Here is a 19,673-nt window from a genome sequence, read left to right as displayed (position 1 = left end):
TCGGCCCATGACGTCAGCGAAGAAGCCCGCCGATGCCGACGAGCGGGTGCGGAGCAGTACCCGCCGCGATCTCGTCGAGAGCCAGATCATCGCCGAGGCGACCAGGCTCTTCGCCGAGCGTGGGTTCTCCGGGACGAGCCTGAAGGACATCGCGGACGCGACCGGACTGACCCGGCCGGCGCTCTATCACTACGTCAAGAACAAGGACGAGATCCTGGCCAAGCTGGTCAGCGAGCTCGCCGAAGGACCGGCGCGTGCGCTGCGTGCCATCCGCGCACAGAGCGAGCTGGGGGCCGCCCAGAAGCTGCGCGAGATCGCCCACGCGATCGCACTGCAACAGGCCGGCGAACCGGCCAAGTTCCAGCTACTGATCCGCTCCGAGGCAGACCTCCCCGAGGAGCTCGTCGGGCCGTACAACCAGAGCCGTCGCGACGTTCTCAACGAGATCGTCGCCGTGATCGAGGCCGGCGTCGCCTCCGGCGAGTTCCGCCCGGTCGACGCCCGGATCGCCGCGCTCGCGGTCATCGGCCAATGCAACTGGGTCGCCTGGTGGCACCACCCCGGCACGCCTGAGGAGAACAGCCGGGTCGCCACCACCATCGCCGACCTGGCTGTCGCTTCCGTCCTCTCCTCCGACGACGCCGACCCGGGCGTGGACCCGCGGACCCGGGCGATCGAACGCCTCAAGCAGGACGTTCAGCACCTCGAGAAGATCCTGACCGACGATCAGGCGTGAGCCTTCAGCCAGCTCTCGATCCGCTGGGCCGCCAAGGACGTGCCGGTCGCGGCGCCCTTCCTGACCGGGCCGCCGAAGTGGGTGCCGGGGACGGACTCCACGGTCAGGTCCGAGGCGGCCAGCGCGTCGCTCATCGCGGTGATGTCGGCCGGGTACGACGCTTGGTCGCCGGTGAACTCCAGGAGCAGTGTTGGGACGGTCACGCCGGGGGCGCAGTCGAGGAAGGTCGCGTTGGTGGACAGTGCGGACCAGGTGGACAGCCACGCCTCCGCCGTCGACAGGCGGCCGAAGCCGACCAGACCGTAGTTGGTCAGATCGGGGCGCCGGCCGAACAGTGAGCCGTACAGGCGATCGTTGGGATCCAGCGAGAGATCGACGTTGCGCAGATCCGCGTCGGTACGGAAGACGGTCATCACCCGTGGGGCGATGGCTCGGCGACGATCGGCCGCGTCACCGCCGGACTTGAAGGCACGATTCGCCTGCTGGGCATCCGATACGAGTTCGCGAGCCTTTGCGTCCAAGCGTCGTACCCGGTCCTGTTGGGCGGCCCGATAGCGAGTGATGAAGGCTTCGTCGTACTTGCTCGACTGGGGTGCCGGGCGGAATCCGTTGGCGGGGTTGAACGGGTCGAGATCCGGATCGACGGAGAGCGGGTCGGATTCGTCGACCACGGACGGGTCGATCAGTCGCTGCAGGAGGGCGCCTTGGCCGGGATGTGGGGCGAGGAAGATGCATCCGTCGGGAAGCGGCATCGCGGTGTCTGCCAACGGGACCGGCCGGCCGGACGGCGTTGTCGCGAGACGTTGATCGGGAGGTAGGTCGGCTTGCCGGCAGTAGAACGCGGCGAGGGTTCCACCACCGGAGTGACCGAGCGAGTAGACGCCGAAGCCGTTGTCGCGCAGGAACGCGTGACCGGCGGCGAAGTCGATGATCGCCTGCTCGTGCAGCAGGTTGAGGTCGTTGTTCGGCGATCGGGCGCCCTGAGTCCATACGCCGTACCCCATGGTCAAGAGGTACGGAACGAGCGGATGGTGCGTGACGTCCTGTCGCGGATGCATGATCGTGACGACTGTCGTCGCTCCTCGGGGCACGCGCAGGACGCCGGTGATCTTGGCGTCGTCGCTGGTGCTGAGCTCGTGCACACTGGTCGCGACACCGTCAGGGCCCTCGATGGTGGACGAGTAGCGTCCGGCCCCCAGTTGTGTTGCCGTCATCGCGGGTCCACTCGCAGCGCGTCCTTGTCCCACTGGACGATCCGGCCACCGGCCAACCCGGCGACACAGCTGTACCAGACCGCGTGACGACAGCCGGTGGCCCGACGGTCGATGACGATCGGGCCGTCGTACTCGATGACGAAGTACGGACCGAGCTTGTCCACCTGGACGCCGTCCGACTCCCCGGCGACTCTTGCCACGGACGTGTTCTCAGGTACGTCGAGCACGTACAGCCGGCTCATATACGCACCTCCCACGACGGGGCACGTTCCACGATCAGCTCAGCCTTGCGGGTCAGCAGATCGTCCATCGTGTGCCCTTCGCGCTGCGCGATGTCGACGAGCGCGTCGATGGTCAGGTTGGCGTCCAGATCCTCCTGCGGAGTGACCGGACGCAGTGCCCGGGTGATCTCGACCATGTAGCCGTTCGGGTCGTGGGTGTAGATCGACTCGATCGTCTCGTGCTGGATCTGCATCTCGACCGGCCATTCGCTCAGATCGAGCCGGCGACGGTACTCGGTCAAGGCGTCCTCGGAGTCCACGTGGATCGCCAGGTGACGCGATCGCACGAACCAGTCCGGCGTACTGTCGTCGAACCGCGCATAGACATCACCTTTCCCGTCCGACGGCCGCGGCAGCCCGAAGTAGTAGAAGAAGGCGATCCGGTCGTCGTTGCCGATGTCGAAGAAGAAATGGATGAAGTCCGGGTGATCGTCCGGCCCCCAGCCGGCCGCACAGATCGAGTGGACGACGGGGAAGCCGAGGACGTCGCGGTAGAACCGGACGGTCCCGACGGGATCGAAGGTAGGGAAGGCGGCGTGGTCGACACCACGGGCGAGGTGACGTCCGGCGAGATCGTTCATCGGGAGAGTCCTCCTTCGCGACGGAGCAGCGAACCCGCTCCGGGAATGTCGATCGGCAAACCAGCGGCCTTGAGGACGCTGTAGGCACCGGCCGTCGCGGCCGAGAGCACCGGAAGCCCGAACTCCTGTTCGGCGGATTCGACCAGCGGCAACGAAGGCATCTGCACACAGGCCGAGATCACCAGCGCGTCCGCGCGAGCCAACTCCAGCGAGCGGGCGGCGGCCATCACCTGGTCGCCGGGGATGCAGCCGACCTGACGGTTGTCCTCGACCTCCAGCGTTCGCCAGTCCACGACCTCGAAACCCTCCGCTTCGAGGTACGCCACGACCTGCTCGGCTAGCGGCTTCAGGTACGGGGTGACGATCGCGATCCGTTGAGCCGGAACAGCCCGAAGCGCCTCGACCAGCGCACCGGCACTCGACCGCACCTTCGTCCTGGACCCACCGGTGGCGAGCTGCTCGGCGATCAGCCCTTCGACGCGCTGATGCTCACCAGGACCGACGGACATCAACGCGACGAGGCACGCGTAGAGCAGCACACCCGGATCGGCGTCGCCGAGCTCCATGACGCATCGCTCCCGCTGCGCGTTCATCGCGGCGAGCTGGGCGGGGGAGACCTTGGCCATCCGCATCCGGCTGGCATGGAAGGAGAACGTCGCCGCCGGATGCCGGCCGAGCAACGCCGGCAGCTCCGTCTCGACAGTGACATTCGAACTGGGCACCACAAGCCCGACACGTACGTGACTCATCCAGATCCTCTCGTCTCCCTTCCAGGATTCGACGGATCCGACGAAAAGTCAACACCAGCGTCAATCGATCCGACTTATTGCTTCGCTGAGCTTGGTCCAGTACTTGGATTGGTCGAGGTCGATCGCTACGCGCGCGTTGGCTGGGCGGCCGGTGTAGTGGTGGAGATCGACCGCTGTGGCGCCGGCCGTCCATTCGCCGGTGGTCTCGATCACCACGTTGGCGTCGACGCAACCGACGATCGCCGGGTCGATGACTCGGGCGACCGCGACCGGGTCGTGCAACGGCGGGGCGGGGAATCCCCACAGCCGTCGGTACGTAGAGGCGAAGAAGGTCATCCATTCGACGCAGATGCGTGCCAGCGGCGTACCGATTCCGGCGAACGCTTTGAGAACCTCGTCGGTCACCAGTGCCTGGTGGGTGACGTTGAGCCCACACATGGTGAACGGGATCCCGGATCGCAGGACCTGGTCGGCGGCTTCGGGGTCGACGAAGCAGTTGGCCTCGGCGTACGGCGTGACGTTGCCGCGTTCGGTGGATCCGCCCATCCAGACGATCTGCTCGATGCGTCCGGCCAGGTCCGGGTGACCGGCGAGCAGCATGGCGATGTTGGTCAACGCGCCGGTCGCCACGATCGTGACCGGCGCCTCGTGCTTCGTCAGTACGTCGACCAGCAGCTCCTCAGCCGTGGTCGTTGCCTCGGGCACCTTTGGCTCGCCCTCGAACAGCGGCCCGTCCAGCCCGGTCTCGCCGTGAACATCATCGGCGATCCGCAACGGCCGAACCAACGGCCGCTCGGCCCCACGCGCGACCGGGATGTGCGACACACCGGCAAGAGACAACACGCGGCGAGCATTCAACGTGCACTTGTCGACCGTCTGATTCCCGGCCACCGTGGTGACCCCCAGCAACTCGACCGCCGGATCAGCAACAGTCAGCAACAACGCCATCGCATCGTCATGCCCAGGATCACAGTCGAGCACCACCGGAGTCGCCATCCGCACATCGTAGTTTCGGCTTCGGCGTTGGTGTTCGTCGTGCGCCTAGCGTTTCGCGGGTGCGATGTCCTCGTCGACGAGGTGGGTTGCCTCGCGTTTGCGGGGGAGCAGGAGGGCCGGGACCAAGGTGAGGGCGACCAGCGCCCAGGCGACCCAGTAGGTGTGCGAGAAGGCGGTGGCGGCGTCGACCAGCCCGCGCGCTATCGCGGCGGGGTCGATGTGCAGCGGGGCCAGGTTTTCCGGGCGGGTGTTGGACAGGATCGCCGCCTGGGTCTCGCGCAGTCCTTCGCCCACCCCGGGGACGCGCTGCGTACCGGGGATGATCGGCGAGTCGTTCAGCTGGTTGGTGAGGATGACCGACATCGTCGCCACGCCGCAGGAGGACGCGATCTGCTGGGTCAGACTCACTGCGCGTAGCGGGCGACCAGGAGGTTCATCGCTTCGTCGATGCTGTGGTCGATCTGGTGCCGGGCCGGGTCTTCGTCGTACCAGGCGATGATTTCGCGGGCGCCTGTTTCGAACGGGATGGGGGCGACGAAATCCGGGACCACCTGGCGGAGTTTGGTGTTGTCGAAGACCGCCGAGTGACTCTTGTCGCCGAGGAGCCCGTCGCCCCAGGCGGGATGTACGGCGGCGATGGCGTCCGACGGGACGTGGACGATCTGGGCCGACGTCCCGGCCGCGGTGGCGAGCGTGTTCGCGATCTGGTCCCAGGTGAGGACGTCGTCCGACGTGATCTGGAAGGCCTCGCCGATCGTGCGGGGGTGGCCGAGCAGCGGGACGAAACCGCGGGCGAAGTCGCGGTGGTGGGTCAGGGTCCACAGTGAGGTTCCGTCGCCATGCACGACGACGGGCTGGCCACGGCGCATCCGCTCGACGATCGTCCAGCCGCCGTCGAACGGGACGAGGGTGCGGTCGTAGGTGTGCGAGGGGCGCACGATCGTGACCGGGAAGCCCTCGTCACGGTAGAGCGCGGTCAGGAGGTCTTCGCACGCGATCTTGTTGCGCGAGTACTGCCAGAACGGGTTCCGCAACGGCGTCGACTCGGTGATCGGCAGCCGGGACGGCGGTGTCTGGTACGCCGAGGCGGAGCTGATGAAGACGTACTGGCCGACATGTCCGCGCAGCGCGCCGGTGCGAGCGCGCACCTGATCCGGCGTGAACGCCAGCCAGTCGACGACGACGTCGAAGTCCTGGCCGGCGACTGCGGCGAAGGCCGCTGGGTCGTCGACGTCAGCTGTGAGCTGCCGCGCCTCCGCCGGGAGGGGGCGAGTGGAGGTCTTGCCACGGTTCACGACCGTGAGGTCGAGTCCCGACTCGATGGCTCGCCAAGAGCACGCCGAGCTGATGATGCCGGTCCCACCAAGAAAGAGAACACGCATCCGAAGTACTCCTCGAGATCGCAGTACAGAGGGGTCAGTGGTTGAGCAGGTCGGCGGCTTGGAGTTGTTGCCAGATTTCGGACTGGTCGACAACGGTGACGCCGAGCTTTTCGGCCTTGGTGAGTTTGGCGGCGCCGACGTCCGCGCCGGTGATGAGCAGGTCGGTGCTTGCCGAAACCGATGAGGCGATGGTCGCGCCGGCCTTCTCGCAGAGTCGCTGGAAGGCCGGGCGTGCGACCTTCTCGCCGGACCGCGGGTCGCTGATGGCACCGGTGACGACCACTGTCTTGCCGGCCAGCGGTGCACCGGCCGCGACGACCGGCGGGAGGTCTTCTTCGCGTACGTCGAGCGAGACGCCGGCCGCGCGGAGCCGTTCGAGCTCGGGTCTCAGCCGGGTCAGGTGTTCGATCAGCGAGGCGGCGACCTTGGGACCGATGTCGTCAACGCCGACGAGCCCGTCGACACCTGCGTCGGCGACCTCTTCCAAGGAAGCAAATCCGGCTCGGCACAGCCTGGCCGCGGTGCCTTCGGATGCGGTGGGAATCGCGAGGCCGATCAGTGCTCGGCGGAGGCCGACCTGGCGGCTTGTGTCGATCGAGTCGATCATCCGGGCGGCCGAGACCTCGCCGATGCGGTCGAACTCCAGCAGCCTTTCCTTGGTCAGCTGGTAGAAGTCCGACGGCCGTTCCAGGATCCCGGCCTCGGCCAGTCGCTCGATCCAGACCCCGCCGATCGCGTCGATGTCGGCCGCCGCTCGAGATGCCCAGTGGATCAGCCGCCGTACAGTCTGGGCGGGGCAGGAGACCTTGGTACAGAACAGTTCGCGGCTGTTGCCTTGCTCGGTGAGCGCCTGCTCGCACGACGGGCACACGCTCGGCGGCACGATGTCTCGCTCGGCGCCCGTGCGCTTGGACGCGTCGAGTACGCCGGCCACGAACGGGATCACGTCACCGGCGCGGCGGACCAGGACCGTGTCGCCGATCTTGATGTCGCGGGCGCGGATCACTTCCTGATTCGCCAGCGTTGCGCGCGTGACCGTCGTACCCCCGACGAAGACGGGCTCCAGCCAGGCGACCGGCGCGATCTTGCCGGTCTTGCCGACGTCCCAGACGACGTCGGCCAGCACAGTGGTCTTCTCCTCGGCGGCGAACTTGAACGCCAGGGCGCCGCGAGGCGAGCTGGAACGGGTACCTGCCGCGGCAAAGGCGTCGCGATCGGCCAACCGCAGTACGGCGCCGTCCAGGTCGTAGTCGAGCTCGTTGCGTTGCTGCTCGATCGTGGTGATCACCGCCTGCGCGGCACCGGCGTCGTCGCAGTGCGACATATCGGCGACAGTGAATCCCATCGTCTGCAATGCGCGCTCGAGATCGGCGTCGGCGTTGTTGGAGTCGCTGAGCAGGTCGAAGGCGAAGAACTGCAGGCGCCGTTCGGCGACAGTGGCCGGGTCCTTGGCGCGGAGAGTGCCGGCGGCCGCGTTTCTCGGGTTGATCAGGGGCCTGTCGAGGTGGGCCGCGTTGTAGGCGGCGAACGTGGAGCGCAACATGACCGCCTCCCCGCGGACCTCGACGCGGTCTCGTACGTCGAGCCGGTCCGGGACCCCGTCGGTGAGCGCCCGCACGAGAGGGGTCACGTCATCGCCGGTCGTCCCGTCGCCGCGGGTGACCGCTCGTGCCAGTTGCCCGTTCTCGTAGACCAGGGCCAGTGACAGGCCGTCGAGCTTCGGCATGACCACCACCGATTGGCCGGGAAAGCGGCTGAAGAAGGCCTCGACCTGCTCCGGGCGGGTCGCCTTCTCCAGTGACAGCATCGGCCGCGAGTGCCGGACGGGCGCGTGCAGTACGGCGGGCGCACCGACCTGATCCAACGGGTTCGGGTCGGGCGCCAGCTCCGGGTTGGCTTCGATCAGTGCCCGCAGCTCGTCCTCGATCGCGTCGTACTCCGCGTCGGCCACCGCCGGCGAACCCCGGTAGTAGGCGTCCCGCAGTACGACGATCCGATCGGCAATTTCCTGAATACGCTCCCCAACGTCCACGGCCCAGGACATTACCTGTCTGCCCCGACAAACCGCCTCAGTCCGTGGTCTCGGCGAGGGCGAGTCATCCGTTGCCGGCGGACGACAGTGGTGGTGACTGGCCGAAGTCGTCGAGGACGAAGGGCGGGATCAGGTCGGCGACGCCGTTCAGAGCGGGGAGGGTCGCGAGGGTCTGCGGCACGGTCCAGGGCGTGGGGGAGTACGCGACGAGGAGGTTGCCGACGATCCGGAAACTCAGCTCCGGATGGGCGAGCAGCCACTCCATCATCCGGGGATGCAGCATGGCGGAGGAGTACCGGTGATCCGGGCTGGCGACGGAGTACTGCCGGTTGAAGGCCCCGCTTTCGCCTTCGAAGCTCAGCAGTCCGGGCTCGGCCACCGGCTGCCGGCTGACGACGAGCTCCGGCAGATGGACAGGCAGCTCGATCGCGACCAGGTGGTTGACGTAGGTCGTGGGGAAGTAGCGCGACCTGACGATGTAGAGGAACTCGGCCATCCGGATCTGGCGGCCCTCGTACTCACCGACCAGCACCCGGCGCAGCCTGCCGTCGCGGCTGAAGCACCGGCGTCCAGCGGAGGTGAGCATCCCGTCCGTGTCGACGCCCGGCCGCCAGCCGTACCGGTCGGCGCCGGCCTGGTTCCGGGCCAGCCGAGCCTCGGATCTGGCGACCCAGGGACCACCCACCCGGGCGATCAGCCACCCGACGAACACGGCAAACCCCACGAACAGGCCGAGGCCCAGCTGGAACTCGAGAAAGGCTTCCAGCCAGCCCGGCAGCGCGAGACCGATCACCCCGGCAACCTAGCCGACCGCACGTCCAACCCGCCGGACCATCCGGCGCGCGTGTGGTTACTCAGTGTGCGCGCCGGGATGTGCGTGCACACTGGTCGTATGCGGTACGTCGAGTTGCGTCGGCACACCGACAACGATGGCGATCGTCTCACGGTCCGCGGGGTGGCGGATGCTGAGGCAATCAGTGGTCGGCTGCATCCGCCGTACGCGGCGTTCGTGTCCACCGGTGCGGCACGCTGCACCCAGATGCTGGAGATCCTGCGCAGTTCGGCTGGTCAGGACGAGGTCGCGATCACGGAGGCGCCTGGGTTGCGATCTTCGGTGGAGGATCGGTGGCGGGCGGCGGCCAAGACGGCGGGCAAAGGTGCCGATGTCGAGGGCATGCGGGCGATCGATCCGGATCTCGTCGAGCGGGAGTCGTGGTTGCTGGGGTTGGCGTTGCGACAGGTGGTGGACGGACTGCCGGAGGGCGGTCGGGCACTCGTCGTGGGACACAGCCCGACCAACGAGGCCGCCGTACTCGGACTCGCCGGTGAGTCGATCCCCCCGCTGGGCAAAGGGGAAGGCGTGCTGCTGATCGAGGACGGCGGCGACTACAGGGTCGAGCCGCTGCCCTGAGGCGGACAGGCTGGAATTGCGTCCGCGGTGAGCCGTTGCCGCGGCTCGTGGGCGTTACTAGGGTCGGGAGCACAGTCTCAGCTGCCGTTCCGGGAGGTGCCCGCCATGCGCCGATTGATCCCTGCGTTGCTGGTGATGGGGCTCGCAGTGGCCACCACGGCCACCGCGACCGCTGATCCGCAGACTGTCCCGAACGGCCCTTGGGTGCAGGACTCGCAGCAGGTCAGCTTGGAGCGCCTGCATTCGTACGACGAGATGGTCAAGGCGCTCCGGCAGATCGAGCGCAGTTCCAAGGGCCGCGTCTCACTCGAAACCGTCGGTCGCTCGAACGAGGGCCGCGACCTGTACCTGGCGAAGGTCGGCACCGGCCCGACCAAGGTCCTCTACATCACTCAGCAGCATGGCAACGAGCCGCTCGGCACCGAGGCAGCGCTCCAGTTGCTGCAACGGCTCGGGAACGGCGGCGCGGGCTGGGACGAGATTCTCAGCAAGGTCACCCTGCTGGTCATCCCGAAGGTGAATCCGGATGGCTCCGAGCGGTTCCAGCGGGAGAACCACGATCCGGATTGCTCCGGCGCGTTCTGTACTCCGGGTGTCGGGTTCGATGTGAATCGCTGGCACGATCCGGCCGTCGCGCCGGAGGTGAACCCGGTGCCGGAGGCTGCCGCGGTGCAACGTGTCGCCATCAGGTATCAGCCGAACATGGTCGTCGACTACCACCACCAGGGTTCCTACCGCAGCGCCGATGGTGACCTGATCACCGCGTCGATCTTCTGGCCGAACCACCCGGACGCACCGGCCTCGGCGGTCGCGCTGTCGCGGCAGATGTGCCTGGTCATCTTCGACACGCTCATGCACTACGGGTTCGCCGAGGTCAGCCAGTACCCGGGCACGTTGCCGCGTGGGATCGCGCGCAACTCCTACGGCATCCGCGGCGCCGGCAGTGTCTTGGTCGAGCTGCGCGGCGACATCGGGCAGAAGAGTGCCGGGATGCTGGTCCGGACGGCGTACGCGTCGATGGCGGCGCTGCTGGAGTCGATCGCCGAGGGCACGGTCTTCACACTCGACCCGGCCCGCGCCGACACCATCCCACTGCGCGGCGCCTTCGTGGACAACCCACACGAGGAGTAGCCGCGAGGACTCGAATCAGTTTGCCGACGGCAACCATACGAGGTGGTAAGAGCACGCAAAGACGCAGGAAGTGCGCGGGTGGGCTGTGACGACAGGCCTGGTACTACGCTGAATACGACTGCCACACGCTGGTCCGGATCACGCGCTGTGTGTCCGGGGGTGAGGAACCACCATGTCGTATCAGGACTGGGGAGAGCCGCCCGGAGCGCACCCGGCGCCGGGGCCGTTGCCCGACGGATCGATACCTCTCTATGTCGGTTATCTGCGGTCGGAGACGCCGCGCGATCTGACCCGGCTGGACATCGGCTGGGGGCCCGAGTTCGACAGTGGCCACCGACCCGGCCGCCGGCCACGACGACGCCGTACCGGCCTGGGTTTCGCTCTGTTGGGCATCGCCTGCCTCGCCGTCGTGATCGTCGCTGTCGCCGGCCGCGGGGACAATGCGACCACGACGGCCCCCGCCCCAAGCCCTGCGCTGACGAGCGCGAGCACGCCGTACCCTGACGACAACTCCACCGCCGGTCCGCAACCGTCGGCGGATAGGGCGACGGCGAATCCTCTCTACGCCAGCGGTGTGCAGAGCTCGGTCAACTGCCGTGAGCCGCAGATCGCCTTGTCTCGCCTAGTCGCAGTACGGCGGTACTACACCAACCTGATCGACTGCCTGAACCGCGCGTGGGAGCCACACGTCCGCGCTGGGCAAGACGCCTTCGCCGCTCCCCGTGTCGTGTTCTGGGCCGCGACCATACAGTCGCCCTGCGCGAGCGGTCCGGCGGTGTCGTTCTACTGCCCCTCGAGTCAAACCCTGTACCTGAAGTTCGACGACGACAGCAAGCGGTGGAACCGATCGGCCGGCAGCGTCGACCGAGCGTTCACCCGGATGTGGGCCACGTACACGGCTGGGCGGGAGTTCGGCCACCACCTGCAGCAGCTCACCGGGATCCTGCCCGCCGCAACGAGACTCCGGTACGACGCACCGAACCGCGACGCGGGGCTCGAAGTGAGCCGACGGATCGAGTTGCAGGCGTCCTGTCTCGGGGCAATCTTCTTGGGAGCCAACCGGATCTCGTACGGCATCACGGGTCTCGATCTGACCGTCTACCGACGTTATGTCGAGGGACAAGCCGGGACTTCGACCGATCGCGGCGAACCGCCGGATCACGGCTCGCCGGCCAATCGGCAGTATTGGACCGCACGCGGCTTCGGCACCCTCGACCCTGCGTACTGCACCACGCTCACGGCCTCGCCCGGCAGAGTGTCGTGAGAGCGAGATGGCCGGGGCTCAGGAGCCGTAGATCCGTTTGGATCGTACGAGGACGGCGGCGCGGCGTTCGGCGGCCATGACTCGGTCGTACTCGGCCCAGTCGTCGTGGGTGCCGCCGGCGGCGGTGAAGATCTCGCGAAGGAGTAGGCGCAGGCGTTCGGCGTCCACGGCCGGGTGCGGGTCGTCCGGTCCGATCAGCTCGCCGTTCCCTTCCGCCGCCACCCAACGCCATCCGGAGCGCACCGTCAGCGTGACCTGGTGACGTGCACGGAGGTTGGCGAGCTTGACCTTGCCGTAGGCCACGAACGCGATGACGGGCTCGCCGTCGATCGGGTGCTCCATTACGCCGAGATTGACGACCGACGACTGGATCGTCTGATCGGCGCGCAGGGTCGATACGACAGCGAGACCCTGTTCCGTCCTGGCGAGGTCTGCGAACTCGTTCAAGGTGGTCATGCCGGGCTCCTGTCGGTGGAGAGTTCGTGACAGTCAATCCGGTATCACACGACGACATTCGGTCACCAGACACGCGCCCCGCTGCACAGCCGGCCGGGGGCGACTCGCGTGAGGTTGGCAAGCGTTTGCCGATCAGGCATAGGCTGAGGCAGTCGAGATATTTGCCGAGTTGGGAGGAGTACGGGTGACTTCCACCCAGGCTGTCAGGTTCGCCGCTGTCGGGCTTGATCACGCGCATATCTTCGGTCAGATCGCGGGCCTCGTCGGGGCCGGTGCGGAGTTCGTCGGGATGGCGACCGACGATCCGTCGGCCGCGATCGCTAGCCGGGTCCGGGAGCTGTATCCGGAGGTTCCGGTGGTCGAGAGTCCGGACGACTTGGTCGGTCGGGACGGAATCGACTTGATCGTGACTGCCGCCGTACCGGATCGAAGGGGGCCGATCGCCGTCGCGGCGTTGCGGGCCGGCAAGGACGTCGTGACCGACAAGCCCGGCTGTGTCTCTTTCGAGCAGTTGGAGGAGATCGAGAAGGCTGTCGGCCAGAGCGGGCGGTTCTGGTCGGTGACGTTCTCGGAGCGGTTCGAAGTCCCCAGCGTAATCAAGGCCGGGGAGCTGGTTCGCGAGGGCCGGATCGGGACGGTGGTGCAGACTCTCGGGATCGGGCCGCATCGTGTCGGCGACCGCGGTCACCTCGGGGGTGGGGCCGGCCGCCCGGACTGGTTCTATGACAAGTCCCGGTACGGCGGCATCCTGACCGACCTCGCCTCCCATCAGATCGACCAGTTCCTCTGGTTCACCGGCGCCCGGACCGCCGAGGTCGTGGCCAGCACGGTGGGGAACTTCGCCAACCCCGATGAGCCCGGCCTGCAGGACTTCGGCGAGATCCTGCTGCGTAGTGACAATGCCCAGGGCTACATCCGGGTCGACTGGTACACGCCGGCCGGTCTGCCGACGTGGGGCGACGGTCGCTTGATGATCCTCGGCACCGACGGCTACATCGAGTTGCGCAAGTACGTCGACATCGCAGGCCGGGATGGCGGCGACCATCTCTTCCTGGTCAATCAGGAAGGTACGCAGTACATCGACTGCTCGCAGGTCGAGACCACCTACTACCCCGACCTGGTTCGCGACGTACGGGAACGAACCACCTCGGCCGCGCCGCAGGAGCACACTTTCGAAACCATGCGCCTGGCCCTGACGGCCCAGCAGCAGGCGACCGTCCGCGGAGCGGCGCAATGATGTAGCCCTGCTCGGAACATCACCCGCCGGCCGGCCGTTTCCCAGCCTCGACTCTGCGGCGTCGCGGCGTACGATGCCCAGACGGCAACCAGTGGGGGAACACATGGCACAGGCCGCGGGGTACAACTTCAATCCAGAATCCGTCTCGGGCGACATGGTCAGGGACCTCGCCGGGTACGGGCTGCACGGCAGGATCCTCGGATCGGCAGCCCTCGTCGCCGCGAAGTACGGCGACGGCCTGAACTGCACCGGCGGCGCCATGCGCATCGTCGCCGCCGACGACACGTACCCGGTCAACACCGATGGTGGGATCAGCTTCGCCGGCTGGGTGAGGCTGAACGACACCACCGCGGCGGCCCGCTGCCTGGTGTCGGTCATGAGCGACGGCGACCTCGACGTGGCGCTGTACGCCTCCAACTCGGCCGGCAACGTCGAGGCCTGGATCGAGGGTACGACGTACGCGACGACCACCAGCATCCGCGACGGCGCTCCCCATCACCTCATGCTCGTGGTCGACCGGACCTCCGGCCCCGGAGCCGAGACGGTGAAGATCGTCGTCGACGGGACCGCGGTGTTGTCCGAGAATGCGCTGACCACCGACCTCGACTACACGGGCGGCGTCACCGTGGAGGTCGGCCGGAACGTACTCGAGGAGAACGAGCCGCTCCACGGCGTCGTCGATGACTTCCGCTGGTGGAACGATCCGATCGAATCGTCGTACTGGGCAACCGTCGTCGAGCAAGAGCAAGTCGACCTCCAACTGGCGATCTACCCCTTCGACAACGAGGCCACCGATCGGGGCAGGTACGGTCGCCACCTGACCCCGGCTCGGTCTGCGGCCTACACCTACGGCATGTACGGTCGCGCGCTGGTTTCGACCGCAGCCGCGGCCGCGGCATCTGGGACCGTCAACCTGCCCGACTGCGACCGGCTCGCGATCACCGGCTGGGTCCGGCTCGACGCCACACCGAGCAGTGCGGCGCCGATCCTCGCGATCGACGACGCCGCCGCGAACTCCCGGGTCCGTGTGGTCGTCAACCCCAACCGCACGGTCACCGCGACCTGGGTGACGATTGCCTACGGCACCAAGTCCGTGACCAGCTCGTCGGCCCTCGTGGTCGGCCGATTCACCCCCATCCACGTCTCCATGAACCCGACGTACGTCGGCATCCAAGTCGGCTCCACCGCTCAGGACACCACCTCGACCGGCAACAGCTTCCCGCACCTCACCCCGACGGTCGACGGGCTCAAGGTGCTGCACGTCGGTGGCGACAAGCTCGTCGGTGGTCAGGTCACCTGGGACTACCTCACGCTGACCAGGAACTTCCTGAACGAGGTCGCCGACCTCTACTGGGCCGGGCCGCCAACGGCGTACCCGGCACGGCCGCTGAACATCGCCCGGGCCGTCTTCGACTTCAATGAGAACAGCGGCAGCACGACCGCCGACAAGTCACCCGCGGCGAACAGTCTCGCGCTCACCCCGTCCGGTTGGTGGACCAACGGCGTGCACGGCTCCGCCCTGGCCTCCAACGGCACCGGCGGCGGCGCATGGGGCCCGATCGACTGGCCGGCGAACCCCAAAGGCTGGGCCTTCAGCGCTTGGGTGAGATGCCGGGAGGAACCATCCGGCGCACGCTTCCTGGTGCTCCGCAACGACAATGATGAAGTTGCGCACGCCGGCCGCCTCTGGGGCAACCTGTGGACCCGGCTGTACGGCGCCGACGGCAACACCGGCGCGGTATCGATCACCTCGGCACCCATCCCCGCCGAGACCTGGACCCACGTCGCCGCGTCGTGCAACGGGTACCGGACGCAGTTCTTCCTGAACGGCAGGCGAGTCACCGCGCTCGCCTACGACGTAGGCGCTCTCCGGGTACCAACCCAGCTCGTGATCGGTGGAGACGACCCGGACGATTCCGTCGCCGACATCGACTGCCTCCGCCTGTTCGACACCCCCGTAAGCCCCGCCGCCATCACCTGGATGTACCAAAACCCAGGCCAGTTCTACGACACCGAGGGCACCGTCATCCTGTAGACGTCGGCGGGCTTGCGCTGAATCCGGTTGTCGGTTGTCTCTATCTGGGGAGGGCGACTTCGGTCGTGGTGGTTGCGACCTCGCTGCCGTTGTGGAGTGCGGTGGCGGTCAGGCGGGAACCGTTTCGGCCGGCGTTGAGGTGGAGGACGAATGAGCGCCAGCGTGGTTGGTAGCGCATTGGCCGGCTCGGTTGCTCGTCGTCGAGGCCGACCAGGACCTGGGCGCCGTCGTCGGGCGTGAGTTCCTTTCCAGGCAGCGAAAGGCGGGCGCGCACGATCCACCATTGTCCTCGCCAGCGTTCGGCCCACAGCTCGAGAGCATGGGCGGGCTCGGGTTCGGGTACGAGCTCGACGCGGAAGTCGAAGCCGCCGATCATCTCCTCCTCCGTGGCATCGAACTGGCGCACGCTGAGTTCGGTTGCCTCGCCGATTTCTCCATCCCGCGGACAGTCGATGACAAGAAACACGGTGTGGTGACTCTGGGATGGCATCACTATGCCGCGGATGCCCACCGCCGTACCGTCGACGACCTCGAGCCCAGTGCCGCCTTCGATCGCTCGCGTGATGTCCTCGACCTGTTGCCGGGTCCATTGCGGGTCATAACCATGATCGTCTGACTGCGCAACCTCGACTTGCTTGCGCGCCCACTCCCGAACGTCGTCGAGGTCGTGGGTGACCTTCAGGCCCTGCACGGCGTCGAGCAGCTCGCTTCGGGTCTCCAGCGCTGGGATCAGCAGGCGGATGCGTCCCCGGTATCCGGCCACCTGCACACCCAGATCGGTGATGAGGATGTCGTCGTGTGGGTTGTTGAGCCGTACTGGCACGACGATCGGCCGGACGGGCGGCACACTGCCGGTGAACTGCACGACACGCAGGTTCTTGTGCGCGGCTTTGCGATCTGTCCTGCTGAGTGTGTCGGTCACAGTCGTCGTGCTGGTGAACTGATCGTCGGCATGGTGCACCAGCGCAAGCACACAATGGTGATCGTTTCCGGCCAGGTTGGCAGGGGGAGGGAGGCTGCTCGACGGCAGATCCACTGCTGCAACCTTCGGGAAGCCCGCACGGACCCCGTTGAGGTTCACGATCCCGAGCGTCCGCCAGTTCGCCGTCGTGATCGGCGTACCTGTTCGGACGTTGGATTCGTAGCCTGCCGGAAGTGCCGGCAGACCTGCGGATGCGTTCGCCAGGAGCACCATCACCCGGACGTTGTCGGCTGGAACGACGCCCCGGTTGTGCACCTGGACGTAAACCCGCGTGACGATGGTGCTGGTGGCGTGCGTGGCGACGTTGCGGAAGTCGTCGGTCAGGGTGTCGACGAAGTCGTGGAAGTCGATGTCACCGGTGAGTGGGAACTGGTAGTTGCCGCCGGCATCCGGGGTGTCTAGCTTGATGTCCGGCCCACGCCAGTGCACCACCGTGCTGCCCGGGTCAGTGGGGTCGGCCAAACCGTTCACCGTGGGGAACCGGCCCTGGTCGAGCTGGGTGTCCCGGACGTACAGTTCCACCCCGGCTGCGGATCCGCTGTCGATCCGGCGCTCCCAGACGCCACGTCCGTGGGTCGAGGCACGCAGCAGGCGTCGGCCCTGATGTAGACGGAGGTCGAGTACGGCGGCGTCCGGGAGGCCTTGGGAGTACGGCGTCCAGGTGGTGCCGCCGTTGACGGACCGCCAGATTCCGATGTCGGCGCCGACATAGACGTGGGTGGGATGGTCCGGGTCGGTGACGATCGCGTTGGCCTGGATGTCGAGCAGGCTGTCGAGGCTGCCCGCGGCCGGGCCGCTGCGCTGAGTCCACGAGGTTCCGTTGAAGTGCCACACGTGCCGGTAGTCCCCGGCACCGCCGAACGCGATGTAGATCGAACTTCCGGTTGCGTCGGCGGGGTCCACGGCGATATCGGTCACCACGCCGGCGAGGGGAAGTGCTCCGGCGCCGCCGAGGGTGTTGATCTGCGTCCTGGTCCAGGTTCCGCCGGCTTGGTCGAACCGGTACACGCCTCCGCTCATCGTGCCGGCATACAGCCGACGTGCCGAGGCGAAGACCAGCGAGCGTATCCGGTCGTTGAGCTGGTCACTCGCCAGTGCACTCGGCAGGCCGCTCGGGATCGGTGTCCAGCTGGTGCCGAAGTTCGTGGTGATCCACGGTCGCACCGAGCCGAAGGCCACGATCTCGGCCTCGGCAGCAGCTGCCGGGTTCGGTGCCGTGCCGGCTATCGGCGCGTAGAAGAGCGCCGTTTCGCCCGTGACCAGTGGGACCGAGGCCGGATCGTATGAGCCGCGCGAGCCGCCGTCGGTCGACCGACGCACACCGCCGCGGACGTAGCTGCTGAGTACCCGGTACGGGTCCGCCCAGTTGACCACCGCATGGCCGCCATCGCCGCCGGACGAGTACAGCCAGGCTTCCTCGCCGGTGTACCGGACGCCGCCGTTGTCCTGCGTGCCGCAGAACAGCACAGCGTCTTCGGTCGGATGCTGCCCGAGATAGTTCATGGTGAGGGTGGACAGTCCGGTGTTGCGCGCCGTGAAGATGTCGCCTGACCCGGTCGGGTTGGTCGTGGAATAGACACCGCCGTCGCAGCCGACCCACAACTTCGTTCCGTCGCCGGGCGCGAACGTGATGGTGTGGATGTCGCCATGCACCGAGTTGCCGATGTACGTCGCCGACATGCTGATCGACCCCGGTGCGACAGTGATCTGGCACCGGTAGAGGGATCCGGACCAATCTCCGCCGGAGAAGACGATCGATCCACCGAGGTAGACGCGGTTCACATTCGTCGGGTCGACCGCGATGGCCAGGTCGTACGTGCCCTGCCCGCGCTTGCCGAGGTCCGGGCCGAACAGAGTGATCGGAGCACCGGTCACCTGCCGCCAGTTGCCCGCCGACGTGTCCAGCCGGTACACACCGTGCAGGTGGGAGTCGCTGGCTTTGGCAACCAGGGCATAAACCACGCCTGGGTTGGTGGACTGCACAGCCAGCCCGACCCGGGCGACATCGTTGGCGGGGAAGCCGGTGCCCGCCGTCGTCCAGGTATGGCCGTCGGTGGAGGAGTGGACGGGACCGGTCGACAGCGACGCGTAGAACGTGGTCGTCGCGCCGGCGCTGGCCACGACAACACTCGACCAGCGGCCCGAGAGCTTCCTGACCCAGTGGAAGCCACCGGCCCCATTCGGCTCGCGCCGGTAGAGGCCGACGTAGGTGGCGGCGACGACGCGGTCAGGGTTGTTCGGGTCGATCGCCAGCGCGTAGAAGGCGCTGCCGGCCAGAGCAGGGCTGCCCGGTGCCGTGAACTCGGTCGCCCAACTCAGGCCGCCGTCGGTGGTCAGGATCGGCCCGACACCGAAGTACGCGCCGCCCGGCCCCTCGCCGGAACCGACGAAGAGCCGATCGGGGTTGGTGGGATCGAGGGCCAGCGCACCAACGGACAGCGAGTCCGATGCGGCGTTGACCGGGTTGAGATCGAAGGCGTCCATGGTGCTGTGCCAGGTCCGGCCGGCGTTGTCGGTTCGCCAGACTCCACCGTTGGCCGCTCCGACGTAGACGCGGTCTCCGCCGGGAGCTACAGCGATGGCCGGTGTGCGACCGCTGGTCGCCGGCCGGGCACCCGCCTGCCCTTGCCGCAGCACCGACGGACCGATCGGAACCCAGTTCTCGGCCGGTGGTGGAACAGGGGGCTCCGGCGGCTCGGGAGCCCCCACGTCAGGCGGATCGGGTTCCTCCAGAGTCGACGCCTCGTCGTCCGATTCGCCTGGCGCAGTTGGCGGCTCCGCTGAGGTCGCCACGTCGGCACTTGCGAGGCTCGGGTCCTGTGTTCGCTGTGCGCGGCGGAATTGACCGAGCCGTCGGAGCCGGAAATCCTCCGGCACGGCACGGGACGCCGCGTCGAACAACTCCTCATCGTTCGTCGCTCGTGTCTGTCCGGCCGGACCTTCAAACGGACCCACCGCCTCCTCGAGGGATGGTTCGCCCTCAACTGGCGTCACCGGACGCAGGGCGGTCATCCGCTCCTCGAGGAACGCCTCCTGTCGCGCGAGAGGGCCGCCTTCGGGCTCACCCGGCGGCTCGGTGCTGTCCTCGCGATCTCGGTCGTGCCGGGTGTCATCGTCGGACATGGCTTCCCCCTGCGATTCCTATCGGCCTTCTACCTGCCAAAGTAGATGCGATCCTGAGAAATT

At 67.5% G+C, this 19,673-nt stretch carries 17 protein-coding genes; 6 read left to right on the top strand and 11 right to left on the bottom strand.

Translation table 11 applies throughout. The features are described from left to right. Positions 1 to 7: 7 nt before the first annotated feature. Positions 8 to 736, top strand: coding sequence for a TetR/AcrR family transcriptional regulator (locus tag V9K99_RS26625; protein WP_337324109.1), 729 nt, complete (start codon positions 8 to 10; stop codon positions 734 to 736). On the opposite strand, the gene V9K99_RS26620 is transcribed toward V9K99_RS26625, so the two are convergent. The 9 genes from V9K99_RS26620 to V9K99_RS26580 form a co-directional block, all read right to left on the bottom strand. Further along, positions 727 to 1,950: an alpha/beta hydrolase family protein gene (locus V9K99_RS26620; RefSeq protein ID WP_337324110.1), complete on the bottom strand. Its 1,224-nt coding sequence runs from the start codon at positions 1,948 to 1,950 to the stop codon at positions 727 to 729. The genes V9K99_RS26625 and V9K99_RS26620 overlap by 10 nt on opposite strands. Further along, the gene (locus tag V9K99_RS26615) at positions 1,947 to 2,192 is read right to left on the bottom strand and encodes a hypothetical protein (protein ID WP_132217243.1); all 246 of its coding nucleotides are present in this window, start codon (positions 2,190 to 2,192) and stop codon (positions 1,947 to 1,949) included. The genes V9K99_RS26620 and V9K99_RS26615 overlap by 4 nt, the downstream gene beginning before the upstream one ends. Continuing rightward, on the bottom strand, positions 2,189 to 2,812 hold the full coding sequence (locus V9K99_RS26610) for a VOC family protein (RefSeq protein WP_337324111.1): 624 nt from the start codon (positions 2,810 to 2,812) through the stop codon (positions 2,189 to 2,191). The genes V9K99_RS26615 and V9K99_RS26610 overlap by 4 nt, the downstream gene beginning before the upstream one ends. Next, positions 2,809 to 3,561, bottom strand: a complete 753-nt coding sequence (locus V9K99_RS26605) for a maleate cis-trans isomerase family protein (RefSeq protein ID WP_337324112.1) — start codon at positions 3,559 to 3,561, stop codon at positions 2,809 to 2,811. Before V9K99_RS26605 ends, V9K99_RS26610 begins: the two co-directional genes overlap by 4 nt. A 60-nt stretch (positions 3,562 to 3,621) precedes the next feature. Then, positions 3,622 to 4,557 carry a nucleoside hydrolase gene (locus V9K99_RS26600; RefSeq protein WP_337324113.1) on the bottom strand — a complete coding sequence of 312 codons (936 nt, stop codon included), beginning with the start codon at positions 4,555 to 4,557 and terminating at the stop codon, positions 3,622 to 3,624. Between the two features lie 45 nt (positions 4,558 to 4,602). Beyond that, positions 4,603 to 4,965, bottom strand: coding sequence for a hypothetical protein (locus V9K99_RS26595; RefSeq protein WP_337324114.1), 363 nt, complete (start codon positions 4,963 to 4,965; stop codon positions 4,603 to 4,605). Continuing rightward, the gene (locus V9K99_RS26590) at positions 4,962 to 5,939 is read right to left on the bottom strand and encodes an NAD-dependent epimerase/dehydratase family protein (protein ID WP_337324115.1); all 978 of its coding nucleotides are present in this window, start codon (positions 5,937 to 5,939) and stop codon (positions 4,962 to 4,964) included. Before V9K99_RS26590 ends, V9K99_RS26595 begins: the two co-directional genes overlap by 4 nt. A gap of 34 nt (positions 5,940 to 5,973) precedes the next feature. After that, complete coding sequence (gene ligA, locus V9K99_RS26585; RefSeq protein WP_337324116.1) at positions 5,974 to 7,971, bottom strand: NAD-dependent DNA ligase LigA; 1,998 nt, start codon at positions 7,969 to 7,971, stop codon at positions 5,974 to 5,976. A 64-nt stretch (positions 7,972 to 8,035) separates the two neighbouring features. Continuing rightward, a complete protein-coding gene (locus tag V9K99_RS26580; protein ID WP_337324117.1) occupies positions 8,036 to 8,764 on the bottom strand; it encodes a hypothetical protein in 729 nt (242 codons plus the stop codon). Between the two features lie 99 nt (positions 8,765 to 8,863). On the opposite strand from V9K99_RS26580, the gene V9K99_RS26575 reads away from it, so the two are divergent. The 3 genes from V9K99_RS26575 (at position 8,864) to V9K99_RS26565 (ending at position 11,777) form a co-directional block, all read left to right on the top strand. Beyond that, positions 8,864 to 9,382 carry a hypothetical protein gene (locus V9K99_RS26575; RefSeq protein ID WP_337324118.1) on the top strand — a complete coding sequence of 173 codons (519 nt, stop codon included), beginning with the start codon at positions 8,864 to 8,866 and terminating at the stop codon, positions 9,380 to 9,382. Between the two features lie 105 nt (positions 9,383 to 9,487). Beyond that, positions 9,488 to 10,513 (top strand): M14 family zinc carboxypeptidase, encoded by a 1,026-nt coding sequence (locus V9K99_RS26570; protein WP_337324119.1) that lies wholly within the window; start codon positions 9,488 to 9,490, stop codon positions 10,511 to 10,513. Between the two features lie 172 nt (positions 10,514 to 10,685). After that, a complete protein-coding gene (locus tag V9K99_RS26565; protein WP_337324120.1) occupies positions 10,686 to 11,777 on the top strand; it encodes a neutral zinc metallopeptidase in 1,092 nt (363 codons plus the stop codon). 18 nt (positions 11,778 to 11,795) lie between these two features. Here V9K99_RS26565 and V9K99_RS26560 read toward each other — a convergent pair whose 3' ends face one another. Next, positions 11,796 to 12,233 (bottom strand): TIGR03618 family F420-dependent PPOX class oxidoreductase, encoded by a 438-nt coding sequence (locus V9K99_RS26560; RefSeq protein ID WP_337324121.1) that lies wholly within the window; start codon positions 12,231 to 12,233, stop codon positions 11,796 to 11,798. Positions 12,234 to 12,417: 184 nt separating this feature from the next. On the opposite strand from V9K99_RS26560, the gene V9K99_RS26555 reads away from it, so the two are divergent. Continuing rightward, positions 12,418 to 13,470: a Gfo/Idh/MocA family protein gene (locus tag V9K99_RS26555; RefSeq protein ID WP_337324122.1), complete on the top strand. Its 1,053-nt coding sequence runs from the start codon at positions 12,418 to 12,420 to the stop codon at positions 13,468 to 13,470. Between the two features lie 103 nt (positions 13,471 to 13,573). Beyond that, positions 13,574 to 15,505 carry a LamG-like jellyroll fold domain-containing protein gene (locus V9K99_RS26550; protein ID WP_337324123.1) on the top strand — a complete coding sequence of 644 codons (1,932 nt, stop codon included), beginning with the start codon at positions 13,574 to 13,576 and terminating at the stop codon, positions 15,503 to 15,505. A gap of 40 nt (positions 15,506 to 15,545) precedes the next feature. Here the strand turns inward: V9K99_RS26550 and V9K99_RS26545 are convergent, their stop codons facing one another. Beyond that, positions 15,546 to 19,610: a WD40/YVTN/BNR-like repeat-containing protein gene (locus V9K99_RS26545; RefSeq protein WP_337324124.1), complete on the bottom strand. Its 4,065-nt coding sequence runs from the start codon at positions 19,608 to 19,610 to the stop codon at positions 15,546 to 15,548. Positions 19,611 to 19,673 lie beyond the last annotated feature (63 nt).

Origin of the sequence: Kribbella sp. CCNWLW201 (assembly GCF_037203805.1) — a bacterium.
Lineage (GTDB): Bacteria > Actinomycetota > Actinomycetes > Propionibacteriales > Kribbellaceae > Kribbella.
This window is presented reverse-complemented; position numbering and strand designations above follow the sequence as displayed.